This window comes from Lentzea sp. NPDC055074, assembly GCF_053608005.1.
This window is the reverse complement of sequence record NZ_JBSGUQ010000003.1, coordinates 484,081-509,783: the sequence shown is the minus strand read 5'-3', so window position 1 is coordinate 509,783 and position 25,703 is coordinate 484,081. Positions and strand designations below refer to the sequence as shown.

Sequence of the window (25,703 nt, the reverse complement as noted above, 5' to 3'; positions counted from 1 at the left end):
CGGAGAACCAGAGATGCGACTCGATCGCACAACACGCGTGCTCGCGGCGGCCGGTATCGGTCTGGCCGTCGCGGCGGCGGTGAGCAGCCCCGTGTCCGCTCAGACGGGGTCGATCCAGAAGACCGACAGGCCCGTCCCGGGCAGCTACATCGTCGTGTTCAAGGACGGCGCGAGCGACGCTCCCACCACCAACGCGAAGGCGCTCGACCTCGCCCGCAAGCACGGCGGCAAGGTCAGCAACACCTACGTCGCGTCGGTCCGCGGCTTCGCCGTGAAGCTCGACGAGGCGGCGGCGAAGCGCCTGGCCGCCGACCCCGCGGTGGCCTACGTGCAGCAGGACGGCTGGGCGAGCATGTCGGACACCCAGACGAACCCGACCTGGGGCCTCGACCGGATCGACCAGGCGAACCTGCCCGTCGACGCGAAGTACACCTACCCGAACACCGCCTCGAACGTGACCGCGTACATCCTGGACACCGGGATCTACAAGCAGCACACCGAGTTCGAGGGCCGGGCCAAGGACGGCTACGACTTCATCGACAACGACGCCGACGCGTCGGACTGCCAGGGCCACGGCACGCACGTCGCCGGCACGGTCGGCTCGAAGACGTACGGCGTGGCGAAGAAGGTCAACCTCGTCGCGGTCCGCGTGCTCGACTGCTCCGGCAACGGTCAGTACTCGCAGATCATCAAGGGCATCGACTGGGTCGCCCAGAACGCCAAGAAGCCCGCGGTGGCGAACATGAGCCTCGGCGGCGGTGCGGACTCCACTGTGGACAACGCGGTGAAGCGCGCGATCTCGGCGGGCGTGACGTTCGGTCTCGCGGCCGGCAACAACAACGGCGACGCCTGCCAGACCTCGCCCGCCCGCGTGCCGGAGGGCATCACGGTGGCCGCCAGCGACTCGGCCGACAAGCGCTCGATCTACACCGGCGGGCAGGCCTCGAACTGGGGCTCCTGCGTCGACCTCTTCGGGCCCGGCTCGAACATCACGTCGACCAAGAACGGCGGCGGCACCACGTCCATGGGCGGCACCTCGATGGCCACCCCGCACGTCGTGGGTGCCGCCGCGCTCTACGTGTCCGCGAACCCGTCCGCAACCCCTGCCCAGGTTCGCGACGCACTGGTGAACAACGCCACGACCGGCAAGATCACCGACCTGCAGGGCTCGCCGAACAAGCTGCTCAACATCAGCTTCATCGGCGGCGGTGGCCCCGACCCCGAGCCGTGTGCCGCGGCCACCAACGGCGACGACGTGTCCATTCCGGACACCAACACCGCCGTGTCCTCGTCCGTCAGCGTGACCGGTTGCACGGGCAAGGCCTCGACCGCCACCAAGGTGAAGGTGGACATCAACCACCCCTACACCGCTGACCTCGCCATCGACCTGGTCGGCCCGTCCGGCGCCACCTACAGCCTCAAGAAGGCCAAGGGCGCGACCTCGTCCGCCGGTGTGCACGAGACCTTCACGGTCGACGCCTCCGCGGAGAACCGCAACGGCACGTGGAAGTTGCAGGTGACCGACGTCTGGACCTACGACGCCGGGAACATCGACACCTGGACCCTGACGTTCTGACGAGCACCGGAAGGACTTCCCATGCACCGCACCACCTGCGGGCTCGCCGTTCTCGCGCTCGCCTCGGCCGTGCTGGTCACCCCCGCACAGGCCGCTGAGGGCGACTTCGTCAAGGCCGGGAACCCCGTGGCCGGCGGCAGTTTCATCGTGTCGTTGAAGCCCGGCGCCGCCATCCAGGCGTCGTCCCAGGCACTCACTCAGAAGTACGGCGGCTCCCTGGACGCCGTGTTCTCCCACGCCATGCGCGGTTTCCAGGTCAAGAACCTGACCGAGGCCGCGGCGCGGAGGCTGGCGGCCGACCCGGCCGTCAAGGCCGTCTACCAGGACGGCACCGCGCGGGCGCTCGACGTGCAGACCAACCCGACGTGGGGCCTCGACCGCGTCGACCAGGCGAACCTGCCGCTGGACAAGAAGTTCACCTACCCCAGCGGTGGCGCGTCGAACGTGACGGTCTACATCACCGACACCGGTGTGAAGACGAACATCGCCGACTTCGAGGGACGTGCGTCCGTGGGCGCCGACTTCATCGAGGACGGCCAGAACGGTCAGGACTGCTCCGGTCACGGCACGCACGTGGCCGGGACGGTCGGCTCGAAGACCTGGGGCGTGGCCAAGAAGGCCAAGCTCGTCTCGGTCCGCATGCTCGGCACCAGTTGTGGCACCAGCGGCCCCGACTCGGCCGGTGTCAAGGCCATCGAGTGGATCACGGCGAACGCGCAGAAGCCCGCCGTGGTCAACGCTTCCTGGACCTTCGACACCGCCGACATCGGCAACGACGCCATCGCCGGCATGGTCGCCTCGGGCGTGCAGATGGCGGTCGCGTCGGGCAACAGCTCGACCGACGCCTGCTCGACGGGTCCTGCCAAGGTCTCGTCGCTGATCACGGTCAACGCCACCTCGTCCAACGACGCGCGTGCCTCGTTCTCGAACTACGGCACCTGCACGGACATCTTCGCCCCCGGTGACAACATCACCTCGCTGGGGCTGAACGGTGGCAGCACGAACATGTCCGGCACGTCCATGGCCACCCCGCACGTCGCGGGAGTCGCGGCCCTGTACCTGTCGGCCAACCCGTCCGCGAGCCCTCAGGCCCTGCGCGACGCCCTGGTGAACAACGCCACCTCCGGCAAGGTCACCAACCCGGGTTCCGGTTCGCCGAACAAGCTGCTGTACAGCGGTTTCGTCGGCGGCGGCCCCGACCCGCAGTGCGGTCCCGGCACGAACGGCGACGACGTGTCCATTCCGGACACCGGTTCGGCGGTCTCGTCGTCGGTGACGATCTCGGGCTGCACCGGCAACTCCACGGCCTCGGCGTCCGTCAAGGTCGACATCAACCACACCTACACCGGTGATCTGGCCATCGACCTGGTCAGCCCGTCGGGCAAGTCGTACGTGCTGAAGAAGGCGGGCGGCGCCTCGTCCTCGGCGGGGGTCCACGAGACCTACACCGTCGACCTGTCCTCGGAGGCGCGCAACGGCACCTGGAAGCTCCAGGTGAAGGACGTCTACACGTACGACATCGGCAACATCGACTCCTGGACCCTCACGGTCTAGCCGGTTGCCGCGCACGAGAAGAGCCCCGGAGCCTTTCGGCTCCGGGGCTCTTCCCCGTTCCCCCTGCCAGGGGAGCTATCGGGTGACGGTCAGCGTGAACGTCGTCGTGCCGGTCTTCCCGTCGGCCGAGGTGGCCTTGATGGTGATCGGGTAGGTGCCGGGCGGGGTGGAGAAGTTGGTGAAGATCCAGACGTTGCTGCTGCCGTTCTGGCCGACCGTGGCCGGGTTGAACGACATCTGGGCACCCGTGGGCACGCCGGACGCGGTGAGCGTCAGGTTCCCGGTGCCGCCGAAGGCCTTCACCAGGGTCTGGCCGAGCAGCCCCTGCTTGACCGTGGCGGACGACGGGGTCGCCGTCACGGTGACCTCACCGGTCGGCGGCTCCTGGGAGCCCTCGACCGTCAGCGACACCGTGGTGGTGGCCGTCTTGCCGTTCGCGTCGGTACCGGTGACCGTGATGCTGGAGGTACCGGCGGTCGCGGTGGTGGAGACGTCCAGCGTGAGCTTGGCCGAGCTGCCGGCACTGATGCTCGCCGGCTGGAACGCGGCCTTCACGCCGCTGGGCACACCCGACGCGGACAGGGTGATCGTCTGGCCGTCACCGCCGGACGAGATCGTCGTGGAGACGTACTTGCCCTTGGCCGCCTTGACGCTGCTCGGCGAGGCGCCCAGTGTGAAGTCGCCCGGCTGCGGGTCGCCACCACCGGTGACGGTCAGCGAGTACTTGCCGGACGCGGTCTTGCCGCTCGACGTCGTGCCGGTGACCGAGACCTCGTAGGTGCCGTTCGGTGCCGAGGCGCTCGCGTCGAAGGTGACCTTGGCCGAGTTGCCGGTGGTGACCGACGTCGGCTGGAAGACCGCCTTCACCCCGCTGGGCAGGCCGCTCGCCGACAGCGTGGCGTTCTCCGCGCCACCCGAGCCCGCGGTGGTGGTGATGCCGGCGGAGATCGTCCTGCCCGCCGCCACCGAACCGCTGCCCGGAGCGACGGTCAGCCCGAAGTCGCCGACCGGGGGCTGCTCGCCGACCTCGGTCTTGACCCAGTCGCCCATCTCGTTGTCGAGGCGGCCGTAGATCGAGTACCACTTGAAGTCCGACCGGCTCCACGACGCGACGCCGTAGATCTTGCCGTCGAAGATCAGCGGGCCACCGCTGTCACCGGGCAGGATCGAGATGCGGCCGTCGGAGTACCCGGCGCAGATCATGGTCGCCGACTTGAAGCCCGCGCCGACGCCCTGGCAGACGCTGTCGCCGTTGACGACCGGCAGGCTCGCCTTGTCGAGCGTGACGTCGGCGGAGTTGTCGTTGAAGTCCTTCTTGCCGTAGCCGAAACCGAGGCCCGTCTTGCCCGGCGCCGCACCGCCCGCGTCGGCGGAGGTGGCGAACTTCGGGTACGCGGCACCGCCCTTGAGCGCGATGTCGCGGTCCACGGTCACGACGGCGACGTCGAAGCCCTGGTCGAAGTTGACGTACTTCGGGTGCTTCTTGTAGCTGACGACGTTCACGGCGAAACCGGTGCCGTTGCCGTTGTCGTAGTCCTTGAGGTCGTCGAGCCCGTAGACGAACTTCTTCTCCCCCTGGGCGTCGGCGCAGTGCGCCGCGATCAGGATCTTGCGCGGCGCCACGACCGTGCCGGTGCAGGTCTGGCCCTGCGGCCGGGTGCCACCGGCGCGGATGCCGGCGACGATGCCGGGGAACTCGCTCACGGTGGCGTTCTGCCCGCCGACGAACATGGGCGAGGCGTCACCGAGGTTGGCGGGGACGGTGTCCCCCAGGTAGTTCGCCGCAGGGGCGTTCGGCGGTGCGGCGTTCGCGATGCCGACGGGCGTCAGCACCGAGGCCGCGACCAGGGCCACCAGGCCCCATGACCGTGTTCTCGTCACGTTGGTTCCTCTCCGGATCTCGGAACGGCCCACCTCAGGGCAGGGACGGGGGCCGTTCGCTGCGATCACTGTCGGAGCAGGACACGTGCGGAACAATCAGGGTCCGCATCCGTAGGGGTACGGAACTTTCGCTACCTAGGGCTGGCCGGCGCTCTCCGGAAGATCGTGATGGAGTGGCCGACCACGTCGATCGGCGTGCTCGTGTCGATCAGCTCCCGCAACGCGTCGTCGGCCTTGGCGATGGCCGTGTTGGACACGACGAGCAGCCCGTGCACCTGGTCCCGCGCGACCTTGCGCGGGTCGGCGGCGCGGATCCCGTAGTGCTCGGGCACCCCGGAGCCCTTGTAGACGAGCCACTTCCGTTCGCTGGGGTAGCGCTTCAGCCGGTCGGCGAGCCTGCCGAGGTCCTGGCCCCAGTCGACGTTCGAGTCGTGCAGGTGCAGGTGGGTCTTGGACGGGCCGCCGAACACCTCGTTGGAGTACGGCAGGTAGAACGGGAACGTCCACAGTGAACTGGCGGCGACCAGCGCGACCGCGATCGCGGCGTAGCGCCGGTGGGCGACCACGGCGGCGGCGACCGCGAGGAACATCGGCACGAAGATCGCGTACCGGACGCCGAGGTCGCGGTCGCTCGTCATCGCGAACAGCAGCAGCGCGGCGGCGGGGGCGAGCACGTACGCCGCCTCCGGTCGCCTGATCATCGCGACGGATCCCGCCGCCCAGAGCAGCAGGGCGCCCACGGGTGTCTTCACCAGCAACGCGGCCGGCAGGTAGTACCAGTGCGAACCCTCGTAGTGCGTGCCGAAGAGGTAGCCGCCCCAGACGCGGTGCTCGAACCCCAGCTGGACGCGCATCCCGTCGAGGTAGGGCTCCGGGAACGGCAGCCACCAGAGCGGCGCGCCGGGCAGGTCGGGCGGGGTCTCCCAGCGCAGCAACGGATCCACTGCGAGGTACGACGCCCACACGACGGCGATCGCGATCAGCACCATGGCGAGCGCGGCCCTGACCCGTGCGTGCCAGAAGACCAGGAACAGCAGCACCGGGACGGCGGCGAGGGTGTTCATCTTCGTCGCGAGTGCGGCGCCGAGCGCGAGTCCCGCCAGGGGCAGGTAGAGCGCGGGGTCGGCGCGCGCCCGCCAGAGCAGCCAGACCGACGTGAGCAGGAACCCGGCCGCCGGAACGTCCAGCGTGGCCAGTGATCCGTGCGCGATGACGTCCGGCGAGAACGCGTACAGGGCCAGCGCGACGAGGCCGCCCGATCGGGTCGTGACGTCCGTGGCGAACAGGAACACCACCAGCCCGAACAGCAGCGTGAGCACGATCATCGGCAGTCTGGCCGCCAGCAGCAGCGCGCCGGGGTCGTTGCCCGACTCGTAGAGCAGGTGCCGGCCCAGCTCACCCTGGTCGCCCTGGAATCCCGGGTCGAGACGGACGTCGAGGAACGCGAGGCCGGTCGCCATGATCAGCTTGCCGAGCGGCGGGTGCTCCGGGTTGTAGCGGAGGCTGTGCTCCTCCAGGTGGACGACCGCCGCGCCGATGTAGACGGGTTCGTCGACGGTCGGCGTCTGCTCCACCGCGGTGGTGATCATCGCGATCGCCATCTGGGCCAGCAGCACGGCGGCGGCCAGCACGAACAGCCACCGCCGAGGTGCGCGTGCCCGCTCTGGCGGCAGGGGCACCTCGGCAGGGCGCTGGATCGTGGCGAGCGACAAGTCCGCTCGGTCCTTTCACGGGGGTGGACGAGCCCGACACTTCCCGAAACGGGCCGCTCGCCGGTTTGGTTGCTCGACCACTTCCGCTACAGATTGTTGCGGAAGACCCTGTCGGATTTCAGCTACACGTTGTAGCTTTACTGGCCCCCGGACGAGGGAGACCAGCCGTGACCACTCTCAGCTCCACCCGACCCGCGATGACGGTCCTGGCCGCCCTGGCCGTCACGATCGGCGCGCTCGAAAGCATCCCGTTCCCCGCGCTGCCCCTGCTGCAACGCGAGCTCGGCCTCGACCCGGCCCAGGCCGGCCTGCTGTCCACCACGCTGATCATCACGTCGGCGATCACCATGCCGATCGTCGCGAAGATCGCCGACGACCGCGGCGCGCGGCGGACCCTGCTCGTGCTGACCTGGTGCATCGTCGCCGGAGCCGTGCTGTCGGCGTTCGCGACGTCGTTCCCGGCGATCCTGCTGGGACAGTTCCTGCAAGGTCTCGGCGGAGGTGTGCTGCCGGTGGCGTTCGTCCTGGCACGGCAGCTCTTCCGCGACTCGACACCGGTCGCGGTCGGGGTGCTCACCGGGCTGTTCACCGTCGGCACCGGTCTGGGCGTGCTCGCCGCCGGACCGCTCGCGGACGCCTTCTCGCGGCAGTGGATGTTCCTGCTGCCCGCCCTGGCGGTGGCCGCCGTGGCACTCGTCGCGCCGTTCGCGCTGCCCGGACCGCAGACCGTCCGGCGCACCCGGCTGGACTGGCCGGGCGGAGCGCTGCTGGCGTTGGCGCTCGCGACGCTCATGCTGGCGCTTTTCCTGGCACCGCAGGGACTTTTCGCCGCCGGGGTGCTGCTCGTACTGGCACTCGCGTTCGGCGCCGGGTGGGTGGTGGTCGAACGGCGGTCCGCGCATCCGATGGTCGATCTGGGCATCCTGCGCACCCGCGGGGTGTGGACGGCGAGCATCACGGCCGGAGCGCTGGGGGCGAGCTACTCGGCGACGTACTTCCTGGTGCCACAGCTGCTTTCCGGACTCGGCGCGTCGGCCAGCGACATCAGCCTGCACCTCTTCCCGACCGTCCTGGTCGCGATCGTGGTCGGGCCGCTGTCCGGGGTGCTCGTGCGGCGTGCCGGAACTCGTGCCGTGCTGGTGGCGGGGCTCGTGCTCACCGCCGCCGGGACGGTGTTCCTGGCCGGGTGGCACGAGACGCCGTGGCAGATCGCGGCGGGGATGCTGGTGACGCTCGGGCTCGGTGTCGGGACCGCGGCGACCGCCACCTACACCGCCGTGATCGCCTCGGTCGGCGAGCAGGACACCGGCGTGGCCTCGGCGACGTGCGGGATCGCCAGGGCGATCGGCGCGGCACTGGGCGTTCAGGTCGCGGCGGCGTTGCTCGTGGCCGGAGGCTCGTTCCAGCTCGGCTTCGTGCTCGCCGCGATCATTGTGCTGCTCCCTCTCGCGCTGCAGCGGAAAATCCGTTTCGGCGAGCCGGTGCCGCAGGGCTAGCCTGCGCGAATGCCGTTGGGAGACATCGACAAGATCGCCTCGGACACCGGATTCTCCGGCGTGGTCCAGATCGACCGCGCCGGGGAGATCGAGTTCGTGAAGGCCTACGGGCTCGCCAACCGGACGTACGGCGTGCCCACCACCCCGGACACCCGGTTCGGCATCGCCAGCGGCGGCAAGGGGTTCACGGCGCTGACCGTGCTCTCGCTGGTCCGCGAGGGAAAGCTGGCGCTCGACACCACCGCCCGTTCGCTGCTCGGCGACGACCTGCCGCTGATCGCCGACGACGTGACGGTCGAGCACCTGCTCACGCACACGTCCGGCATCGGCGACTACCTCGACGAGGAAGGCGACTGGGAGGCCGACGACTACGTGATCGGCGCGGTGCACGTGCTGACCACGACCGAGGCGTACCTGCCGTTGCTCGACGGGATCCCCACGAAGTTCAAGGCCGGCGAGCGGTTCGGCTACTGCAACGGCGGTTACGTGGTGCTCGCGCTGCTCGCCGAACGGGCCAGCGGGCAGGGTTACCACGACCTCGTCCGCTCTCGGGTGCTCGAACCGGCGGACATGACGAGGACCGCCTTCCTGCGGTCCGACGAGCTGCCCGCCGACGCCGCCGTGGGATACCTGGAGGGCGGCGACCGGTCCAACGTCTTCCACCTGCCGGTGCTCGCGACCGGGGACGGTGGCATCCACACCACCGCGGGCGACATGTCGAAGTTCTGGCGCGCGCTGTTCGCCGGCGACGACGCCGAGGTGGTGACGAAGCCGCGCCACCACGTCCCGGAGGAGTCGCTGCGGTACGGGCTCGGGTTCTGGCTGCACGAGACCGACGACACCGTGATCCTCGCGGGCTACGACGCCGGCGCGTCGTTCAAGTCCACTCACGACCCGCACACCGGCACCACCGTCACCGTCCTGTCGAACACCTCCCGCGGAGCCTGGCCGATCGCTCGTGCGCTGATGTGACTGTTCTGAACGGGTGATGGATGCGAACATGTGTTCGTGAGCACCCCGATCCTGCACGCCGACCTGGACGCGTTCTACGCGTCGGTCGAGCAACGGGACGAGCCCCGGCTGCGGGGACGCCCGGTGATCGTGGGCGGCGGCGTCGTGCTGGCCGCGAGCTACGAGGCCAAGGCGTTCGGCGTGCGCACGGCGATGGGCGGCGCGACGGCACGGAGGCTGTGCCCGAACGCGATCGTGGTGCCGCCGCGGATGTCGGCCTACTCCGCCGCCAGCAAGGCGGTGTTCGAGGTGTTCCGCGACACGACGCCGCTGGTCGAGGGCCTGTCGATCGACGAGGCGTTCCTCGACGTCGGCGGTCTGCACCGGATCGCCGGGCCGCCGGAGGTGATCGCCGCACGACTGCGGGCGGACGTGCTGGCACAGGTCGGCCTGCCGATCACGGTCGGCGTGGCGCGGACGAAGTTCCTGGCCAAGGTCGCGAGCGGGGTCGCGAAGCCGGACGGGCTGCTGGTCGTGCCGGCGGACCACGAGCTCGAGTTCCTGCACCCGCTGCCGGTCGAACGGCTGTGGGGCGTCGGCGACGTGACGGCGGCCAAGCTGCACGCCCTGGGCGTGCGGACGGTTGGCGAGGTCGCCGCGCTCGGGGAGGCCGCGCTCGTGTCGATGATCGGCCGGGCGGCAGGCAGGCACCTGCACGCGCTGGCGCACAACCACGACCCGCGTCCGGTCCGAACAGGACGGCGCCGCCGCTCGATCGGCTCGCAACGCGCACTGGGCCGCCGGGAACGCACCCGTGACGACCTGGACGCCATCCTCGCGTCGCTGATCGACGGCATCTCCCGGCGCCTGCGCACGGCCGAGCGCGCGTGCCGGACCGTGGTGCTGCGCCTGCGGTTCGCCGACTTCACGCGCGCGACCCGCTCGCACACCCTGCGGCACCCGACGACGGAGACCGAGGTGGTGCTGGCGGCGGCGAAAGACCTGCTCGGCGGCGCGATGCCTCTGATCGAGAGCCGGGGCATCACGTTGCTCGGGGTGTCGCTCACGAACCTGCAGAACGACGCGCCGATGCAGCTCGCGCTGCCGTTCGAGGAGCGGAGACCGGCGGCGCTCGACGCCGCGCTGGACGGGGTGCGCGACCGGTTCGGGTCCAGGTCGGTGACGCGGGCGACGCTGCCCGGCCGCGATCCGGGCATCTCCGTGCCACTGCTGCCGGACTAGGCCTGGCCGTGGAGCGAGCGACCGAGCCGCTCACTCCACAGTGGACCCTCTAGACGAGGCGAACGGAACGGGCCTGTGGCCCCTTCTGCCCCTCACCGATCTCGAACTCGACGGCCTGGTTCTCGGGTATCCCGTGGAACCCGTACTCCTGCACCTCGGACTGGTGCACGAAGAGGTCAGGCCCGCCGCCCTCCGGGGCGATGAAGCCGAAACCCTTGCTGCCGTTGAACCACTTGACAGTTCCTCGAGTCACCTGCGAGCTCCTTCGACGCCGACTGCGGTCGACACCGGCAGGTTCGCCAGGCCGAGCATGGACAACAGATCGCGGCAGTCACCGGCGTCGCGGGAGTGCTCCGCGACGCGCTTGGCGGCCTGACGCTGATGGTGGATCTCGGCGGTCTCGAAGGCCAGCCTCGCCTGCGCGAAGTCCTGTGCCGCGTGACGCGGCTTGCCGAACCGGGGAGAGAGGGAAGGAGGTGAAGCCTGGAATTCCGGCTGCAAGCCGGTGCTCCGTTCTCCGGCCGGAGACACCGGACCGGACGGGATCGGGGACCGCAGCGGCTGGTTGCCGTCGGCTGGAGCCCTGACCCGTCACACAGTAGCCCAACGGACGGCGCGCGGCGGCCACGCGCGCCGCGCGCCGTCGACGAGGCGAGGTGCGGCGGCTCACCGACCTGTCCGTCCCGACGACCAAAAGACCGGTTCGTCAACTTATTGCGCGATCCTGTCGACATCTTGCACTCTGGGGTCGGATCGCCGACAAAGGAGTTCGCGATGTCCCTGTCACGCCGAACACTGCTCAGCACCGCCCTCGCCGCCCCCGCACTGGGGCTCCTGCCCGCCCCGGCGCACGCGGCCAGCCCTCCCGGCGACGTCGTCGGCAAGATCACCGTCGGGTACCAGGGCTGGTTCGCCTGCCGCGGCGACAGCTCCCCCCTCGACGGCTGGTGGCACTGGAACGACGACTGGAGCCAGCCGCCCGCGCCGCCCACCAGCTCCATCGTCGCGTGGCCGGACGTCCGCGACTACGCGCGTACCTACCAGACCGCGTTCGCCGACCTCGGCGACGGACGGCCGGCGACCCTTTTCTCGAACTACGACCGCCAGACCGTCGACGTCCACTTCCAGTGGATGCGCGACAACAACATCGACACGGCAGCGCTGCAGCGCTTCGACCCGACGGGCGGCGAGGGTCCGATCCGCGACGCCGTGACCGCGCACGTCCGGCCCGCCGCGGAGGCCACCGGCCGGAAGTTCTACATCATGTACGACGTCACGAACTGGACGAACATGCAGTCGGAGATCAAGACCGACTGGGTGAACAAGATGTCCGCGTACACGTCGTCGCCCGCCTACGCGCGGCAGAACGGGAAGCCCGTCGTCTGCGTCTGGGGCTTCGGCTTCAACGACCCCGGCCGGCCCTTCACGCCCGCCGCCTGCCAGGACGTCGTCGACTGGTTCAAGGCTCGCGGGTGCTACGTGATCGGCGGCGTCCCGACGCACTGGCGGCTGGAGATCGAGGACTCGCGCCAGGGGTTCGGCGGCGTCTACCGCAGCTTCGACATGCTCTCGCCGTGGATGGTCGGGCGGATCGGCACACCGGCGGACACGGATCGCTTCTACGCCAACGTGAACACGCCCGACCAGGCCGAGTGCAACGCGCGCGGGATCGACTACCAGCCGTGCGTGCTGCCCGGTGACGTCGGTTCGCGGCAACGGTTGCACGGCGACTTCATGTGGCGGCAGTTCTACAACATGGTCCGCCTTGGCGCACAGGGCATCTACATCTCGATGTTCGACGAGTTCAACGAGGGCAACCAGATCTGCAAGACCGCCGAGACGCTGGCCGACGTCCCCGCCGGCTCCGGCTACCTCGCGCTCGACGAGGACGGCACGCGCTGCTCCGCCGACTACTACATGAGGCTGACCGGCGACGGCGGCCGGATGCTCAAGGGGCAGATCGCGCTCACCACGGTCCGGCCCACCCGGCCGTGGGTAGGCGGACCGCCCACCCCGGACGTCGACCTGGCCGCCGGGCGCCCGACGACGCAGAGCTCGCAGACCCAGCACTACGGCAGCGGGTTCGCCGTCGACGCCGACCCGCACTCCTACTGGGAGAGCGCGAACAACGCGTTCCCCCAGTGGATCCAGGTCGACCTCGGCACCGCCGCCGCCCTGAAACGGGCCGTGCTCGCGCTCCCGCCGAACCCGGCGTGGGGCCGGCGCACCCAGACCGTGACGATCGAGGGCAGCACCAACGGCCAGTCGTTCAGTCCACTCGTCCCCTCGACGGGCTACGTCTTCGACCCCGCGACCGGGAACTCCGCCACGGCCACGTTGCCCGGCACGCAGGTCCGGTACGTCCGCCTCACGTTCACCGGCAACACGGGCTGGCCCGCGGGTCAGCTGGCGGGCCTGCGGCTCCACACCTGATCGAACTGCGGTTTCTCGCCGGATGGGCGCTGTACAACTAGAACGTGTTCTAGGTAATCTGCACCACATGATCGCCACAGTGGTGTGGGGCACCGGCAACGTCGGCCGTGCCGCCATTCGCGCCGTCGATGCCCATCCGGCGCTGAAACTGACGGCCGTGGTCGTCCACAACCCCGAGAAGGTCGGCCGCGACGCGGGCGATCTCGCCGGGGTCGACCAGAACCTGGGAGTCGCGGCCACTAACGACATCGACGCGGTGCTCGCCACGAGCCCGCGCGCCGTCGTGTACGCCGCGTCGGGGGACATCAGGCCGGACGACGCGCTGGCCGACATCACCAAGGCGATCCGCGCGGGCGCGGTCGTCGTCACGCCGTCGCTGTACGCGCTGTACGACCCGCAGAGCGCGCCGCCGGAAGTTCGAGAACCGGTTCTAGCCGCCATCAAGGAGGGCGGCGGGTCGCTGTTCGTCTCGGGCGTCGACCCCGGCTGGGGCAACGACGTGCTGCCGCTGCTGGTCAGCGGGCTCGGCCACACCATCGACGTGGTGCGCTGCCAGGAGATCTTCGACTACTCCACCTACGACCAGCCCGACGCGGTGCGGTGGCTGATCGGGTTCGGGCAGCCGCTCGACTACCAGGCGCCGATGCTGATGCCGACGGTGCCGACCATGGTGTGGGGCGGGCAGATCCGGCTGATGGCGCGGGCGTTCGGCGTCGAGCTCGACGAGATCCGCGAGACCGTCGACCGGCGCGCGCTCGACGAGACCGTGACGACGCGGACCATGGGCGAGTTCGAGAAGGGCACGCAGGGCGCGATCCGGTTCGAGGTGCAGGGCATCGTCGGCGGCGAACCGCTCATCGTCATCGAGCACGTCACGCGCATCCACGAGTCGTGTGCGACAGACTGGCCGATGCCGGCGTCCGGTGACGGCTCGCACAAGGTGATCATCGAGGGCCGGCCGCGCATCGAGGTCTCGGTCGAGTCCGCGGACGAGGGCGAGAACCGGTCCGCGGGCGGCAACGCGACGGCGGTCGGCCGCATCGTGAACGCCATCGACTGGCTCGCGCAGGCCGAGCCCGGACTCTACGACGCGCTCGACGTCCCGCTGCGGCACGCGGCCGGCAAGCTCGGAAGGGGCAGGCCATGAACATCGACATCCCCGAGGGCAAGGACCCCATCGGGTACGTGTGGGGCGAGCTCGTGCCGGGCATCGGCATGGCCGCCGCGAACCTCTCGCTGTCGGTCTACCAGCACACCACGCTGGGGCTGCGTGAGTTCGAGGCCGCACGGCTGCGGATCGCGCAGATCAACGGCTGCATGTTCTGCCTGGAGTGGCGGACCGACCGCGAGGGCGAGAAGGTCGAGGACGACTTCATCGACGCGGTGACCCAGTGGCGCACCACCGACGCCTTCGACGACCGGGCGAGGCTGGCCGCGGAGTACGCCGAGCGGTACGCACTGGATCACCACGGTCTCGACGACGAGTTCTGGTCCCGCATGACCGCGCACTACAGCCAGACGGAGATCGTCGAGCTCACGATGAGCATCGGGGCCTGGCTCGTGTTCGGCAGGTTGAACCGGGTGTTCGGCCTCGACGCCATGTGCGTGCTCCCGAAGTTCTGACCGGTCCGGAAAGGACTGTCAGAGATCGGTCGCGATGATCTTCTCGATGTTCCTCTCGGCCAGCGCCGTGATCGTGACGAACGGGTTCACCACGGTGCTGCCGGGAATCAGCGACCCGTCCATGACGTACAGGCCCGGATACCCGTGCAGGCGGCCGTAGTTGTCGGTCGCCCTGTTCAGGATCGCGCCGCCGAGCGGGTGGTACGTGAGGTGGTCGCCCCAGATCTTGTAGACGCCGAAGAGGTCGGTCCGGTAGATCGTCCCCTCCTTTGAGTTGATCTTGTCGAAGATCGACTTCGCGGCGTTGATCGAGACGCTCTTCCACGCGGTCTGCCAGCTCAGGTCGACCTTGCCCGCGGCGGCGTTCCAGGTGAACTGGGCGCGGTTCGGGGTCTTCGTGATCGAGAGGTAGAACGACGCGTAGGTCTCGATCCCGGTCGGCAGCGGAGCCACCTCGGCGAAGGCGCCGCCCGCGGCCCAGTTGTCGATGCCCAGGGTCGGGATCGACGACTGCAACGCGCCGGTCGGGTCCCACAGGTGGTTGGCGCGACCGCACATCACGTTGCCGTTGTCGCCCCAGCCCTTGCCGACCTCGCCGTTCAGCCCCGGCAACGCGCCCGTGGCCTTGAGCTTGACCAGGAGCTTGCTCGTGCCGACGCTGCCCGCCGCGAAGAACACCTTCGCCGCGGTCACCTCCTTGACCGCGACCGGGTCACCGTTGGTGTTGAGCTGCTCGATGGTGACCTTGTAACCGCCCGTCGCCGGCCGGACGTCGACGACCCGGTGCAGCGGCGAGATGGTGACGCGCCCGGTCGCCCGGACCTTGCTGAGGTAGGTCTTCTGCAACGACTTCTTGCCGTAGTTGTTGCCGTAGAGGATCTCCCCCACCAACGCCGACTTCGGCGCCGTCCCCGCCGCCTCCTGCTCCATGTAGTTCCAGTCGTACACGGTCGGCACGAAGACGTACGGGAAGTTCGACCGCTGGGCGTGCTTCCGGCCGACCCGCGCGTACTGGTAGGCGTCGGTCGTGTCGAACCAGGCCGACCTGATCATGTTGACGCCGAGCTCCGCGTTGGCGCGCGGGTAGAACGTGCCGTACATCTCGTCGGGGTTCACCGTCGGCAGGACCTCGGCGAAGTTCTCCCGTTTCGGCGTCACGGCCATGCCGCCGTTCACGAGAGAGCCACCGCCGACGCCGCGTCCCTGGTAGACGGTGATGCCGGCGAACTCCTCGGCGTCGAGGATGCCGGTGTAGCGCGGGATCGTCTTGTCGATCGGGAAACCCAGGAAGTTGCTCAGCGGCTGTTTCGTCTTGGTCCGCAGCCAGAACGACCGCTGGTCCGGGGTCGTGGTGTTGGCGAAGATCTTCCCGTCCGCGCCGGGGGTGTCCCACGCCATGCCCATCTCGACCATGTGGACGTCGACGCCCGCCTGAGCGAGCCGCAGGGCCGCCACGCTGCCGCCGTACCCGGTGCCGATCACCAGGGCGGGAACGACCGCCGCGTCCGCGATCGACGTCGCCGCCCGTGCCACCGGAGCGACGCCTCCCAGGGCGACAGCCCCGAGAATAGAACCTGTTCCAGCTATGAACGAACGTCGTGAAGGACCCTCGAAACCGTTGTCACACGTCATTGTGTGGGTCATGTGATCTTCCTCACTGTGGGCGCATGAGAACAAGTTATACCGGCGCTTGTAGATCAAGTCACTACCTGGTAGTCCCGGTTCCCCCGGCGAGCGCAGCGCAGGTGACGGCCTCGGCGCGGTGGTCGGGGACGCGCGCGGACAACCCGGACGGCCCAGCGCGAGCACACGATCCGGGAATGTTCGGGCTCGGATGGTTGCCCGACAATCGAGCGATGCCCTCGGTATCGGATGGTGGTGGTGAGGACGCGAGACCGAGCGTCCTCGTGGTGGGAGCGGGGATCTCCGGCCTCGCGGCGGCACGGGCGTTGCACGACCTCGGGCACCCCGTGACCGTCCTCGAGGCACGGGATCGCGCCGGTGGCCGGATCTGGACCGACGAGCACGGGGTCGACCTGGGCGCGCACTGGATCCACGGCACGGACGGCAACCCGATCACCGAACTGGTGGAGGACCTGGGGATCCCGTACAGCTACGTGGGCGGGGACAGCGCGTACACCGGCGGGTTCGACAGCCTCGACCTCTTCGGAGCGGACCGGCGCGCGGTGAACCACCGCTACAAGAGCCGGACGATGGAGCTGGCCGACGAGATCCTGCACGCGCTCGAGCACCGCGCCGACGTGGCGCGCAAGGGAGATCTCCCGGACGTCCCGCTGGGCCAGGCGATGAAGGAGGTCCTCTCCGAACGCGGACTGTCCGCGGAGGACGAACAGGCCGTCCGGTACCACCTGAACGTGATCCTGCGCGAGGACGCGGCGGAGGACCCGGACAAGCTCTCCCTGAAGCACTGGGAAGAGGGCTATCTCGTCTACGGCTACGGCGACAGCACGTTGCACCAGGGCTACCAGTCCGTTGTGGACGCTCTGGCCGAAGGGCTCGACGTCCGGCTCGGCCACGTGGTCACGCGCGTCGAGGCCGGTCGCGTCACCACGAACCGCGGCGTGTTCGAGGCGGACAAGGTGCTCGTCACGCTGCCGCTGGGGGTGCTGAAGGCGGGCACGGTGGAGTTCGTGCCGCCGCTACCGCCGGACAAGCGGTCCGCGATCACCCGGCTCGGCTTCGGCACGCTCAACAAGATCGCCCTGCACTACGACGAGCCGTTCTGGCCGCGCGACCAGTACGTGTTCGGCTACCTCTGCCGCGACACGGACCGCTACCCCACTGTCGTCATCAGCATGTGGAAGTCGCACGGCAAGCCGATCCTGGTGATGTTGCTCGGCGCCTCCCTCGGCCGTGAGATGGAGACCTGGTCCCCGGAGGCCGTCTCCGAGTACGCGACGGAGGTCGTCCAGGACCTCTTCGGGGAGGACTCGCCCGCTCCGTCCGGCGTCTCGCGCACCACGTGGTCGTCCGATCCGTACGCGCTGGGCTCGTACACCTGCATCGGCGTCGGCTCGTCGTCCAAGGACGTCGCGACGCTCGCCGAACCGGTCGGGGACGGGCTGTTCTTCGCCGGCGAGGGGACGAACCCGTACCACTGGGGCTGCGTGCACAGCGCCTACGAGTCCGGCCGCCGGGAGGCCGCCCGGATCAGCGGCCGGTCCGACCTCTACACCCCGCCCAGCGCCGGGAAGTCCCGCGCCCAGTCCCGCAACACCGACCGGATGCTGCGGTTCGTGCGGATGCGGATGAACCACATCACCGAACGCGAGCTGACCGAACGGGTGGCGTGTCTGCGGGAGAGCGTCGACCCCCACGGCGTGCGGTTGTTCGGCGCGCTCGCGGACGCCGAACTGGAGACGCTCGCGTCGATGTTCGACGAGATCCCCTACACGGCGGGCGACACGCTGTTCCGCGAGGACGACGAGGCGCACGGCGTGTTCCTGGTCGCCTCCGGCCGGGTCGAGGTCGACTTCGGCGGGATCTACGCGCGGTCGGTGCTCGGCCGCGGCGGGCTGCTCGGCCACTACGACCTGTTCTTCAACGCCCGCACCACCTCGGTGACGGCGCTGACCGACGACGTGGCGGTGTTCTACCTCGACCACTACCGCTATCAGAGCTTCCTGTACGCCTTCCCGGACGTGATGATGCTGATGCTCTCGGACCTCGTGACGCGGTGGGAGCAGCTGGAGACCGTGCTCGGGGTGGCGCCCCTGCCGAAATTGAGTGGAGTCGTGCCGCCGCAGGCCGTTACCTTCCTGCCCGACTGAGTCGTCGAGGCTGGGACGTGCCGTTGTACATCGCGTGAGTTCTCCCAAGCGCTGGTCTTCGTTGCGCGTCGCTCTCTGAGCGTCGCGCTCCCTTTGCTGCGGATTTCTCACCGAACGGTGTACCTCTGTGCTCAACACCTGGGCCGTCGTGCCCACCTGCCTTCCCCTTGTCCACCGTCGTTGCCACGTGTGCGCCGCCGACCGCTTCCGGGCGAGCGGCAAGTTCCGGGTCAACGCCAACCACAAGGTCCTCGACGCCTGGCTGCTCGTGCTCTGCGCGGGCTGCGGGGACACGGCCAAGCTCACGATCTTCGAGCGGGCCCACGTCCGCACCATCCGGCCCGCGCTGCTGGACCGCCTGCACGACAACGACTCGTCACTGGTCGCGGAACTGCTGCAGGACGCCGTTCTGCAGCGCCGCAACCACGTCGCCCTCGACTGGGAGGGCGCGTGGCGGCTCGACACCGGCGGGTCGGCTCACCTCGACCTGGAGGTGGCCGACGTGGCGGTGCGGTTCGAGGCGCGGATCCCGATCAGGCCGATCCGGCTGATCGCGGACGGGTTCGGCCTCACCCGCGGCGAGGTCGAACGGCTGATCGCCGACGGCAAGGTCGTGTCGGCGATCCGGTTGGCCGGCAAGGTGTCCGGCGACTTCACCTTCACGTTCAAGCGCTGAACGACTGAACGAGCGCGGTGAGCACGGCGGCCACGCCCGGAGGATCGGGCGGGTCGCCGTACGTCACGGCGTGGATCTCGCGGTGGAAGCCGGTGATCTCGCTGGCGTCCACGTCGGGCCGCCGATGCGCCTGCAACCCGAGCCCCGCGAGGATCGCGACACCGGCACCGGCCGCCACGAGAGCCTGCACGACCACCATGTCGTCGCTGTGCGAGACGATCCGCGGCGCGAACCCCTCACTGCGGCACACGGTCTCCAGCTCTGCCCGGCAGGCGTCGCAGCCGCCGATCCAGGCCGACTCCCGGTGGTGCGCGAGGCTGTCGTCCGGCCGCCTGCTGATCAGGTGGATCGGGTCGTCGCCGAGGTGGACGAACCGGAAGCCTTCCTCGGGCGGCGTGCCGGCGTGGCGGAACACCAGTGCGATCTCGACCTCGCCGTGGCGCACCAGCTCCATCGCCTCGGCGGGGTGCCGTTCGACCAGGCTCAGCTCCAGCCCGGGGTGCTCGTCGGCCAGCCTTCTGGCCGCCCGAGGGACGATCGTGGCGGCGGCGGAGGCGTTGGCCGCCACCCTCACGCGTCCCGCCCGCAGCCCGGCGTGGGCGGCCAGTTCCTCAGCCGCCGCGTCCACCCGGCCCACGATCTCCGCCGCCCTTCCGGCCAGCAGCAGCCCTTCCGGAGTGAGGCGGATGCCCCGGCCGACGCGCTGGACGAGCCGCACACCCGTGGCCGCCTCCAGCCTCGCCAGGTGGTGGCTCACCGACGGCTGGGAGTAGTGCAACTGCTTCGCGGCCTCGGTCACCGAACCGCACCGGGCCACCGCCGCCAGCACCTCGAGGTGCACCAGGCTGAGCATTCATCAACGATATCAATGAATGAGCTGTCTTTTTGGCATTGGACGTCATGGATCCGGCGGGGTCACGCTGGGGACATGACCAAGGTGACGTGCGATCTCTCGATCTCCCTCGACGGCTACGCGGCGGGGCTCGGCCAGACCGAGGACCGTCCGTTCGGGGACGACGGCGGCGACGGCTGGGGCAGCGTGCTGCACGCGTGGATGGAGGACGCCGACGAGCAGAGGTGGCAGAGGGACCGCCTGGCCGAGACGAAGGCGTTCATCATGGGGCGCAACATGTTCGGCCCGGTCCGCGGCTCGTGGGACCGTCCGTGGAACGGCTGGTGGGGCGACAACCCGCCCTACCACGGGCCGGTCTTCGTGCTCACCCACCACCCGCGCGAGCCGCAGCCGATGGAGGGCGGCACCACGTTCCACTTCGTGACCGAGGGCGCCGCGTCGGCGTTCGAGCGCGCCCGCGAGGTGCCCGGCGACGGCACCATCTCGATCCACGGCGGCGCGTCGACCGTCAACCAGTACCTGGCCGCGGGCCTGATCGACGAGCTGCGGCTGCGGATCGTGCCGGTCACGCTCGGCGCCGGGACGCGGCTCTTCGACGGCGTTCCCGGGCTGGCACTGGAGCAGGTGTCGTCGCGCTCGGGCCACGGCTTCACGCATGTGACGTATCGCGTGGTGCGCTGATTGGCGTCTTGATCGCTCCACAACGTCACGCCAAGGTGAGGAAGGTTCAGCTACCTGAACACCTCGGAAGCCGACGGCGTCAGACGAGGAGCACGAATGCGGAAACGCACGACGATCGTCCCTCTGCTAGCCCTCCTGAGCCTGGCCCTCCCCGTACCCGCGACCGCCCAGCCCAACGGCACGGTCGTCTCCGGGCAGGCCAGGTTCCAGATCCTCTCCCCCACCCTGGTGCGCTCCGAGTTCGCCGGAAACCAGCGCTTTGAGGACCAGGCGACTTACAACGTTGTAAACCGCACCTTCCCGCGCACGGCGTACACATCCGCCGTCCGGGACGGCTGGCTGACGATCACCACGTCGGCCATGACCCTGCGGTACCGCGTGGGCTCCGGGCCGTTCCGCGCGGACAACCTGGAGGTCAAGACCGGTGGCACGACCGCGTCCCCGTGGCGGCGGGTGGTCTGTGCGACCGGGCAGCTCTGCGAGGCCGAGGACCAGGCGCGGGAGGGCGTGCTCGTGGCGGCCGACCACCCCGGTCACTCCGGTGCCGGGTTCATCGCCGGGTTCTCCTACACCAACAACGGGATCACGGCGACGGTGCGCGCGGCGAGCGCGGGCAGGCACCGGGTGGTCGTGAGGTACGCGAACGGGCAGGGCGGCGACGGCAGGCACGAGAACCGCACGCTCGGGCTCGCCGTCGACGGGCAGGCCGCCCGTCAGATCACCCTCCCCGCGACCGCGGGGTGGAACGACTGGAAGCAGGTCGAGACCGAGGTCGACCTCTCGGCCGGTGAGCACCGCATCGCGCTCACGCGGCGTGGAGGCGACTCGGGCAACGTCAACGTTGACAGCCTTGCCCTGCTGACCGCGGGCCAGGCCTATCCCGGCACCAGGGCCGTGGACGACTGCCGGTTCGGCACGACGTGCGAGGCCGAGGACGGCGTGGTGGGCGGCGCGGCCAAGATCGCGGTCGACCACGCGGGGTTCGCGGGCACCGGGTTCGTCGCGGAACTGGTCGGCGGCACCAGGCTGACGCAGCGGGTGACGAGCGTGCCGGCGGCGGGCACTCATCCCGTGGTGCTGCGCTACGCCAACGGTGTCGGCGGCGACGGCAGGCACGAGGCCCGGACGGTGCTGGTCAACGGGCAGCCGGTCACACTGCCCGTCACGGCGAACTGGGACACGTGGGCCACGGCGACGGCGCAGGTGTCCCTGCCCGCGGGCACGTCCGACCTCACGGTCACCTGCCCGGACGCGGGGTGCCACGTCAACCTGGACACCGTCGGGATCAACAACTCCGTGCAGCACCTGGCACTCGGCGGCTACCGGCGTTCGCTCGACGGGTACACCGGCAACAACGGCGACCCGCAGCTGACGCCCGGCCTGATGTACCGCGACGGCTGGTACCTGCTGGACGACACCCCTTCGGCTCTGCGCAACGGGACCCCGCGCGTGGACCGGGGCGCGCAGCCGTACCAGGACGGCTACGTGTTCGGCTACGGCACGAACCACAAGGCGGCGCTCGGTGACCTGACAGCGCTGACCGGCGGGCCGAAGCTGTTGCCGCGCTGGGCTTACGGCGTCTGGTACTCCGAGTACATCGACCGGACCGCGGCCGACTTCCGCGACCGGATCCTGCCCGCGTTCCGGCAGCACGGTGTGCCGCTGGACGTCCTGGTGGTCGACACCGACTTCAAGGGCCACAACCTGTGGAACGGCTGGCGGATGGACCAGCAGAAGTTCCCGGACCCGCAGGGGTTCCTCGACTGGGCGCACGGCGAGGGCCTGCACAGCACGCTCAACATCCACCCGAGCATCCAGGGCGACGACCCGGACTTCGCGCAGGCCCAGGCCACCGCGAAGGGCAAGCTGGCCAAGGGTTCCTGCACGAACTGCTACGTGTTCGACTGGGGCGACCCGGACCAGCTGCGGGCCTACGTCGAGCTGCACCGCAAGATGCCGACCGACTTCTGGTGGCTCGACTGGTGTTGCGACGGTTCGGGTTCCTCGCTGCGCGGCGTGGCCGCGGACTCGTGGATCAACGAGCAGTACTCGAAGATGGGCGCGTTCGCGTTCTCGCGCGGGTTCGGGTCGTTGCAGGCGGGCGGGTACAGCGGCTCCGGGCCGTTGCCGACCGGTCCGTGGGCGGAGAAGCGCACCACCCTGCACTTCACCGGTGACACCTCGTCGACGTGGGGCACGCTCAAGGCGACCATCGGTTACACGTCCGCCGAGGGCGTGTCGACCGGGATGTCGAACATCAGCCACGACATCGGTGGCCACAACGACACCACCGGGCTGCGCGGCTCGGAGACGTACCTCGACAACGGCCAGGTCCGCTACACCACCAAGATGCCGGACGACATGTACGCCCGGTGGGTGCAGCTGGGCGCGTTCCAGCCGATCACGCGGCTGCACAGCAACCACAGCGACCGGTTGCCGTGGCAGTACGGTCCGGCCGCGCAGGCGTCGGCGACGAAGTTCCTGAACCTGCGGGAACGGCTCGTGCCGTACATCTACTCGCTGGCCGAGCAGGCTCAGCGGACCGGTGTGCCGCTCCAGCGGCCGGCGTGGCTCGAGTACCCGGGCAGCCCCGAGGCCTACACCACAGTGGACAGTCAGTTCCTGCTCGGACCCGACCTGCTGGTCGCGCCGATCACGACGCCCGGTGACGTCGGCTCGACGAGGGTCTGGTTCCCGCCGGGCCAGTGGACCGACTACTTCACCGGCCAGGTCCACCAGGGCAACACCTGGGCGACCGTCAGCGCGGGCCTCGACACCATGCCCGTGTTCATGAGGTCGGGCGGCATGCTCGTCGAGCGCAGTGCCGACGTCCAGAACGACGCGAAGAACCCGGCCGACGCGCTGACCGTGCACGTGACGGCGGGCGCCAAGGGCGAGTTCACGTTGTACGAGGACAAGGGGAAGCGCACCCGGATCAAGCAGGCCGGTGACGTCCTGATCGTGCAGTCGTCCTCGCTGTCCAAGCGGAAGTGGACGGTCGTGGTGCACGAACGCGACGGCTCCAGCCGGACCGTCCAGAGCTCGGGATGGCCGGTGATCAGTCTTCGGGCACCCAGGTGAGCAGCCGGACCTTCGCGACGGTCCGGACGTGCTTGCGCATCGCCGCGGCGGCCTTCTTCGCGTCGCCCGCGACGATGGCCTCGTAGATCGCCGTGTGCTGCGCCAGTGACCGGGACGGGCGCCCCGGCTGGCGCAGCGACTCGGTGCGGCTCTCGGTGATCTGACCGGCGATGGTCTTCATGAAGTCGGCCAGCAGCGAGCTGTGCGCGGCGGCGGTGACGGCGGCGTGGAAGCGGCGATCCCCTTCCACGCCGTTGTCGCCGCCGGCGATCTCGTCGCGCATGAAGTCCAGCGCCTCGCGGATCGTCTCCAGCTCGGCGTCCGTGCGGCGTTCGGCGGCGAGCTCGGCGAGCTTGGTCTCGAGCGCCTCGCGGGCCTCCAGCACCTCGGGGAGGCGCTTGCGGCGTTCGACGAGCTGCTCGACCGGCTCGACGTCGAGGGTGTCGCGCACCAGGTAGGTGCCGCCGCCGTGCCGGGCCTCGACCAGGCCCTGGACCTCCAGGACCACGATCGCCTGCTTGACCGACGCGCGGCTGACGCCGAGGCTCGCGGCCAGGTCGCGTTCGGCGGGCAGCCTGTCCCCCGAGCGAAGACCGGCCTCGGTGACGTGCGCGCGCAGCCGTTCGAGCACCTGCTCGTACAGGCGGGACTTCACCATCGGCCGCAGTGCCTCGGACATCTTCCCAGGATAACCGGTCAAGTGGCTCAGCCACTATGCCACCTCTTGACAGCGGCTGGACCGTGGGCGGAAAGTGGCTGAGCCACTCGGCCACTGAGTCACTTCACTCGGGCCGCCACTCGGACAGCCCCAACGACGGGAGCCCTGCATGTCCGCCGAACTGATCTCGATACTCGTGCTGGTCGTGGTGTTCGTCATCGCCACGACCAGGTCGATCAACATGGGTGCGCTCGCCTTCGCCGCCGCCTTCGGGGTCGGCACGCTGGTCGCGGACATGAAGGCCGACGACATCTTCAAAGGCTTCCCCGGCTCGTTGTTCGTCGTGCTGGTCGGGGTGACCTTCCTGTTCGCCATCGCCCGCGCCAACGGCACCACGGACTGGCTGGTGCACATGGCGATCCGGCTGGTCGGCGGGCGGATCGCGCTGATGCCGTGGGTGATGTTCGCGATCACCGGTGTGCTGACGGCGATCGGCGCGGTGAGCCCGGCGGCGGTCGCGATCGTGGCGCCCATCGCGATGGGCTTCGCCTCCAAGTACAGGATCAACCCGCTGCTCATGGGCGTGATGGTCGTGCACGGCGCGCAGGCCGGCGGCTTCTCGCCGATCAGCATCTACGGCACGATCGTCAACGGCATCGTCGACAAGGAAGGTCTGCCGGGCAACGAGATCGTGCTGTTCCTGGCCAGCCTGATCGTGAACCTGCTGATCGCCGTGGTGGTGTTCGTGGTGCTGGGCGGGATGAAGCTCGCGCGGCAGCCGATGGGCGCGGACGCGTTGGTGAAGGTCGGCGGTGGAGACACCGCCACAGGTGGCAGCGGCGACGCGGGTGGCAGCGGTGACGCGGGTGACGGCACCGGGCCCGAGGAGCGCGTCACGCTCACCGCTCCCCGGCTCGCCACCCTGATCGGCCTCGCGGCGCTCGTCGTGGCGGCGCTGGTGTTCGACCTCGACGTCGGCCTCGCCGCCATCACCGTCGCCGTGCTGCTCAGCGTCGTGTGGCCGGAGACCTCGAAGCAGGCGATCAACCAGATCACCTGGCCGACCGTGCTGCTGATCTGCGGCATCCTCACCTACGTCGCCGTGCTGCAGACGATGGGCACGATCAAGTGGGCGGGCGACTCGGTCGCCGGTGTCGGCGCTCCCCTGCTCGCCGCCCTGCTGATCTGCTACATCGGCGCGATCGTGTCGGCGTTCGCCTCGTCGGTCGGCATCATGGGCGCGCTCATCCCGCTGGCCGTGCCGTTCCTGCTGCAGGGCGAGGTCAGCGCGATCGGCTTGATCGCGGCTCTGGCGGTGTCGGCGACCGTGGTCGACGTGAGCCCGTTCTCGACCAACGGCGCCCTGGTGCTGGCCGGCGCTCAGGACGTCGACCGAGACAAGTTCTTCAAGCAACTGATGGTCTACGGCGGGATCATGGTCGCGGCAGCGCCGCCGCTGGTGTGGCTCGCCCTCGTCGTCCCGGGAATCTGGTGA

Annotated in this window: 20 protein-coding genes; 13 read left to right on the top strand and 7 right to left on the bottom strand. The window is 69.7% G+C overall.

The window, feature by feature from the left end:
* The first annotated feature begins 13 nt into the window (after positions 1-13).
* Together ACWF7A_RS09550 and ACWF7A_RS09545 are read left to right on the top strand one after the other, a co-directional pair.
* The gene (locus ACWF7A_RS09550; protein WP_452249992.1) at positions 14-1,576 is read left to right on the top strand and encodes a S8 family serine peptidase; all 1,563 of its coding nucleotides are present in this window, start codon (positions 14-16) and stop codon (positions 1,574-1,576) included.
* 21 nt (positions 1,577-1,597) lie between these two features.
* Positions 1,598-3,130, top strand: a complete 1,533-nt coding sequence (locus ACWF7A_RS09545) for a S8 family serine peptidase (RefSeq protein WP_452249991.1) — start codon at positions 1,598-1,600, stop codon at positions 3,128-3,130.
* A gap of 75 nt (positions 3,131-3,205) precedes the next feature.
* On the opposite strand, the gene ACWF7A_RS09540 is transcribed toward ACWF7A_RS09545, so the two are convergent.
* Both ACWF7A_RS09540 and ACWF7A_RS09535 read right to left on the bottom strand, forming a co-directional pair.
* A complete protein-coding gene (locus tag ACWF7A_RS09540) occupies positions 3,206-5,011 on the bottom strand; it encodes a trypsin-like serine protease (RefSeq protein ID WP_452249990.1) in 1,806 nt (601 codons plus the stop codon).
* Between the two features lie 131 nt (positions 5,012-5,142).
* A complete protein-coding gene (locus ACWF7A_RS09535) occupies positions 5,143-6,723 on the bottom strand; it encodes a phospholipid carrier-dependent glycosyltransferase (RefSeq protein ID WP_452249989.1) in 1,581 nt (526 codons plus the stop codon).
* A 167-nt stretch (positions 6,724-6,890) separates the two neighbouring features.
* Between ACWF7A_RS09535 and ACWF7A_RS09530 the strand changes: the two genes are divergently transcribed.
* Genes ACWF7A_RS09530 through dinB form a run of 3 tightly spaced genes read left to right on the top strand, consistent with a single transcriptional unit; the run spans position 6,891 to position 10,412 of the window.
* Positions 6,891-8,219 carry an MFS transporter gene (locus ACWF7A_RS09530; protein WP_452249988.1) on the top strand — a complete coding sequence of 443 codons (1,329 nt, stop codon included), beginning with the start codon at positions 6,891-6,893 and terminating at the stop codon, positions 8,217-8,219.
* 9 nt (positions 8,220-8,228) lie between these two features.
* The gene (locus ACWF7A_RS09525) at positions 8,229-9,191 is read left to right on the top strand and encodes a serine hydrolase domain-containing protein (protein ID WP_452249987.1); all 963 of its coding nucleotides are present in this window, start codon (positions 8,229-8,231) and stop codon (positions 9,189-9,191) included.
* 30 nt (positions 9,192-9,221) lie between these two features.
* The gene (dinB, locus tag ACWF7A_RS09520; RefSeq protein ID WP_452249986.1) at positions 9,222-10,412 is read left to right on the top strand and encodes a DNA polymerase IV; all 1,191 of its coding nucleotides are present in this window, start codon (positions 9,222-9,224) and stop codon (positions 10,410-10,412) included.
* A 49-nt stretch (positions 10,413-10,461) separates the two neighbouring features.
* Here dinB and ACWF7A_RS09515 read toward each other — a convergent pair whose 3' ends face one another.
* Positions 10,462-10,665 carry a cold-shock protein gene (locus tag ACWF7A_RS09515; protein WP_452249985.1) on the bottom strand — a complete coding sequence of 68 codons (204 nt, stop codon included), beginning with the start codon at positions 10,663-10,665 and terminating at the stop codon, positions 10,462-10,464.
* Positions 10,662-10,913: a hypothetical protein gene (locus ACWF7A_RS09510; protein ID WP_452249984.1), complete on the bottom strand. Its 252-nt coding sequence runs from the start codon at positions 10,911-10,913 to the stop codon at positions 10,662-10,664. Before ACWF7A_RS09510 ends, ACWF7A_RS09515 begins: the two co-directional genes overlap by 4 nt.
* Before the next feature lie 273 nt (positions 10,914-11,186).
* Here ACWF7A_RS09510 and ACWF7A_RS09505 point away from each other — a divergent pair, with 273 nt between their 5' ends.
* The 3 genes from ACWF7A_RS09505 to ACWF7A_RS09495 all read left to right on the top strand — a co-directional run bounded on the left by ACWF7A_RS09505 (position 11,187) and on the right by ACWF7A_RS09495 (position 14,468).
* Positions 11,187-12,845, top strand: coding sequence for a discoidin domain-containing protein (locus ACWF7A_RS09505; protein ID WP_452249983.1), 1,659 nt, complete (start codon positions 11,187-11,189; stop codon positions 12,843-12,845).
* 67 nt (positions 12,846-12,912) lie between these two features.
* Entirely contained in the window at positions 12,913-13,992 is a 1,080-nt protein-coding gene (locus ACWF7A_RS09500) for an NAD(P)H-dependent amine dehydrogenase family protein (protein ID WP_452249982.1), read from the top strand.
* A complete protein-coding gene (locus tag ACWF7A_RS09495) occupies positions 13,989-14,468 on the top strand; it encodes a carboxymuconolactone decarboxylase family protein (protein ID WP_452249981.1) in 480 nt (159 codons plus the stop codon). The genes ACWF7A_RS09500 and ACWF7A_RS09495 overlap by 4 nt, the downstream gene beginning before the upstream one ends.
* Positions 14,469-14,486: 18 nt before the next feature.
* Here the strand turns inward: ACWF7A_RS09495 and ACWF7A_RS09490 are convergent, their stop codons facing one another.
* The gene (locus ACWF7A_RS09490) at positions 14,487-16,001 is read right to left on the bottom strand and encodes a GMC oxidoreductase (RefSeq protein WP_452249980.1); all 1,515 of its coding nucleotides are present in this window, start codon (positions 15,999-16,001) and stop codon (positions 14,487-14,489) included.
* 323 nt (positions 16,002-16,324) lie between these two features.
* On the opposite strand from ACWF7A_RS09490, the gene ACWF7A_RS09485 reads away from it, so the two are divergent.
* Positions 16,325-18,259 (top strand): FAD-dependent oxidoreductase, encoded by a 1,935-nt coding sequence (locus ACWF7A_RS09485; protein ID WP_452249979.1) that lies wholly within the window; start codon positions 16,325-16,327, stop codon positions 18,257-18,259.
* A gap of 187 nt (positions 18,260-18,446) precedes the next feature.
* Positions 18,447-18,935 (top strand): DUF1062 domain-containing protein, encoded by a 489-nt coding sequence (locus ACWF7A_RS09480; RefSeq protein ID WP_452249978.1) that lies wholly within the window; start codon positions 18,447-18,449, stop codon positions 18,933-18,935.
* Here ACWF7A_RS09480 and ACWF7A_RS09475 read toward each other — a convergent pair.
* Positions 18,925-19,788, bottom strand: coding sequence for a LysR family transcriptional regulator (locus ACWF7A_RS09475; RefSeq protein ID WP_452249977.1), 864 nt, complete (start codon positions 19,786-19,788; stop codon positions 18,925-18,927). The two genes, ACWF7A_RS09480 and ACWF7A_RS09475, sit on opposite strands and share 11 nt — an antisense overlap.
* Before the next feature lie 75 nt (positions 19,789-19,863).
* On the opposite strand from ACWF7A_RS09475, the gene ACWF7A_RS09470 reads away from it, so the two are divergent.
* Positions 19,864-20,469 carry a dihydrofolate reductase family protein gene (locus ACWF7A_RS09470; RefSeq protein ID WP_452249976.1) on the top strand — a complete coding sequence of 202 codons (606 nt, stop codon included), beginning with the start codon at positions 19,864-19,866 and terminating at the stop codon, positions 20,467-20,469.
* A 96-nt stretch (positions 20,470-20,565) separates the two neighbouring features.
* A complete protein-coding gene (locus ACWF7A_RS09465; RefSeq protein WP_452249975.1) occupies positions 20,566-23,550 on the top strand; it encodes a TIM-barrel domain-containing protein in 2,985 nt (994 codons plus the stop codon).
* Here ACWF7A_RS09465 and ACWF7A_RS09460 read toward each other — a convergent pair.
* Positions 23,528-24,229 (bottom strand): FadR/GntR family transcriptional regulator, encoded by a 702-nt coding sequence (locus ACWF7A_RS09460; RefSeq protein WP_452249974.1) that lies wholly within the window; start codon positions 24,227-24,229, stop codon positions 23,528-23,530. The genes ACWF7A_RS09465 and ACWF7A_RS09460 overlap by 23 nt on opposite strands.
* 148 nt (positions 24,230-24,377) lie before the next feature.
* On the opposite strand from ACWF7A_RS09460, the gene ACWF7A_RS09455 reads away from it, so the two are divergent.
* Positions 24,378-25,703 carry an SLC13 family permease gene (locus tag ACWF7A_RS09455; RefSeq protein WP_452249973.1) on the top strand — a complete coding sequence of 442 codons (1,326 nt, stop codon included), beginning with the start codon at positions 24,378-24,380 and terminating at the stop codon, positions 25,701-25,703.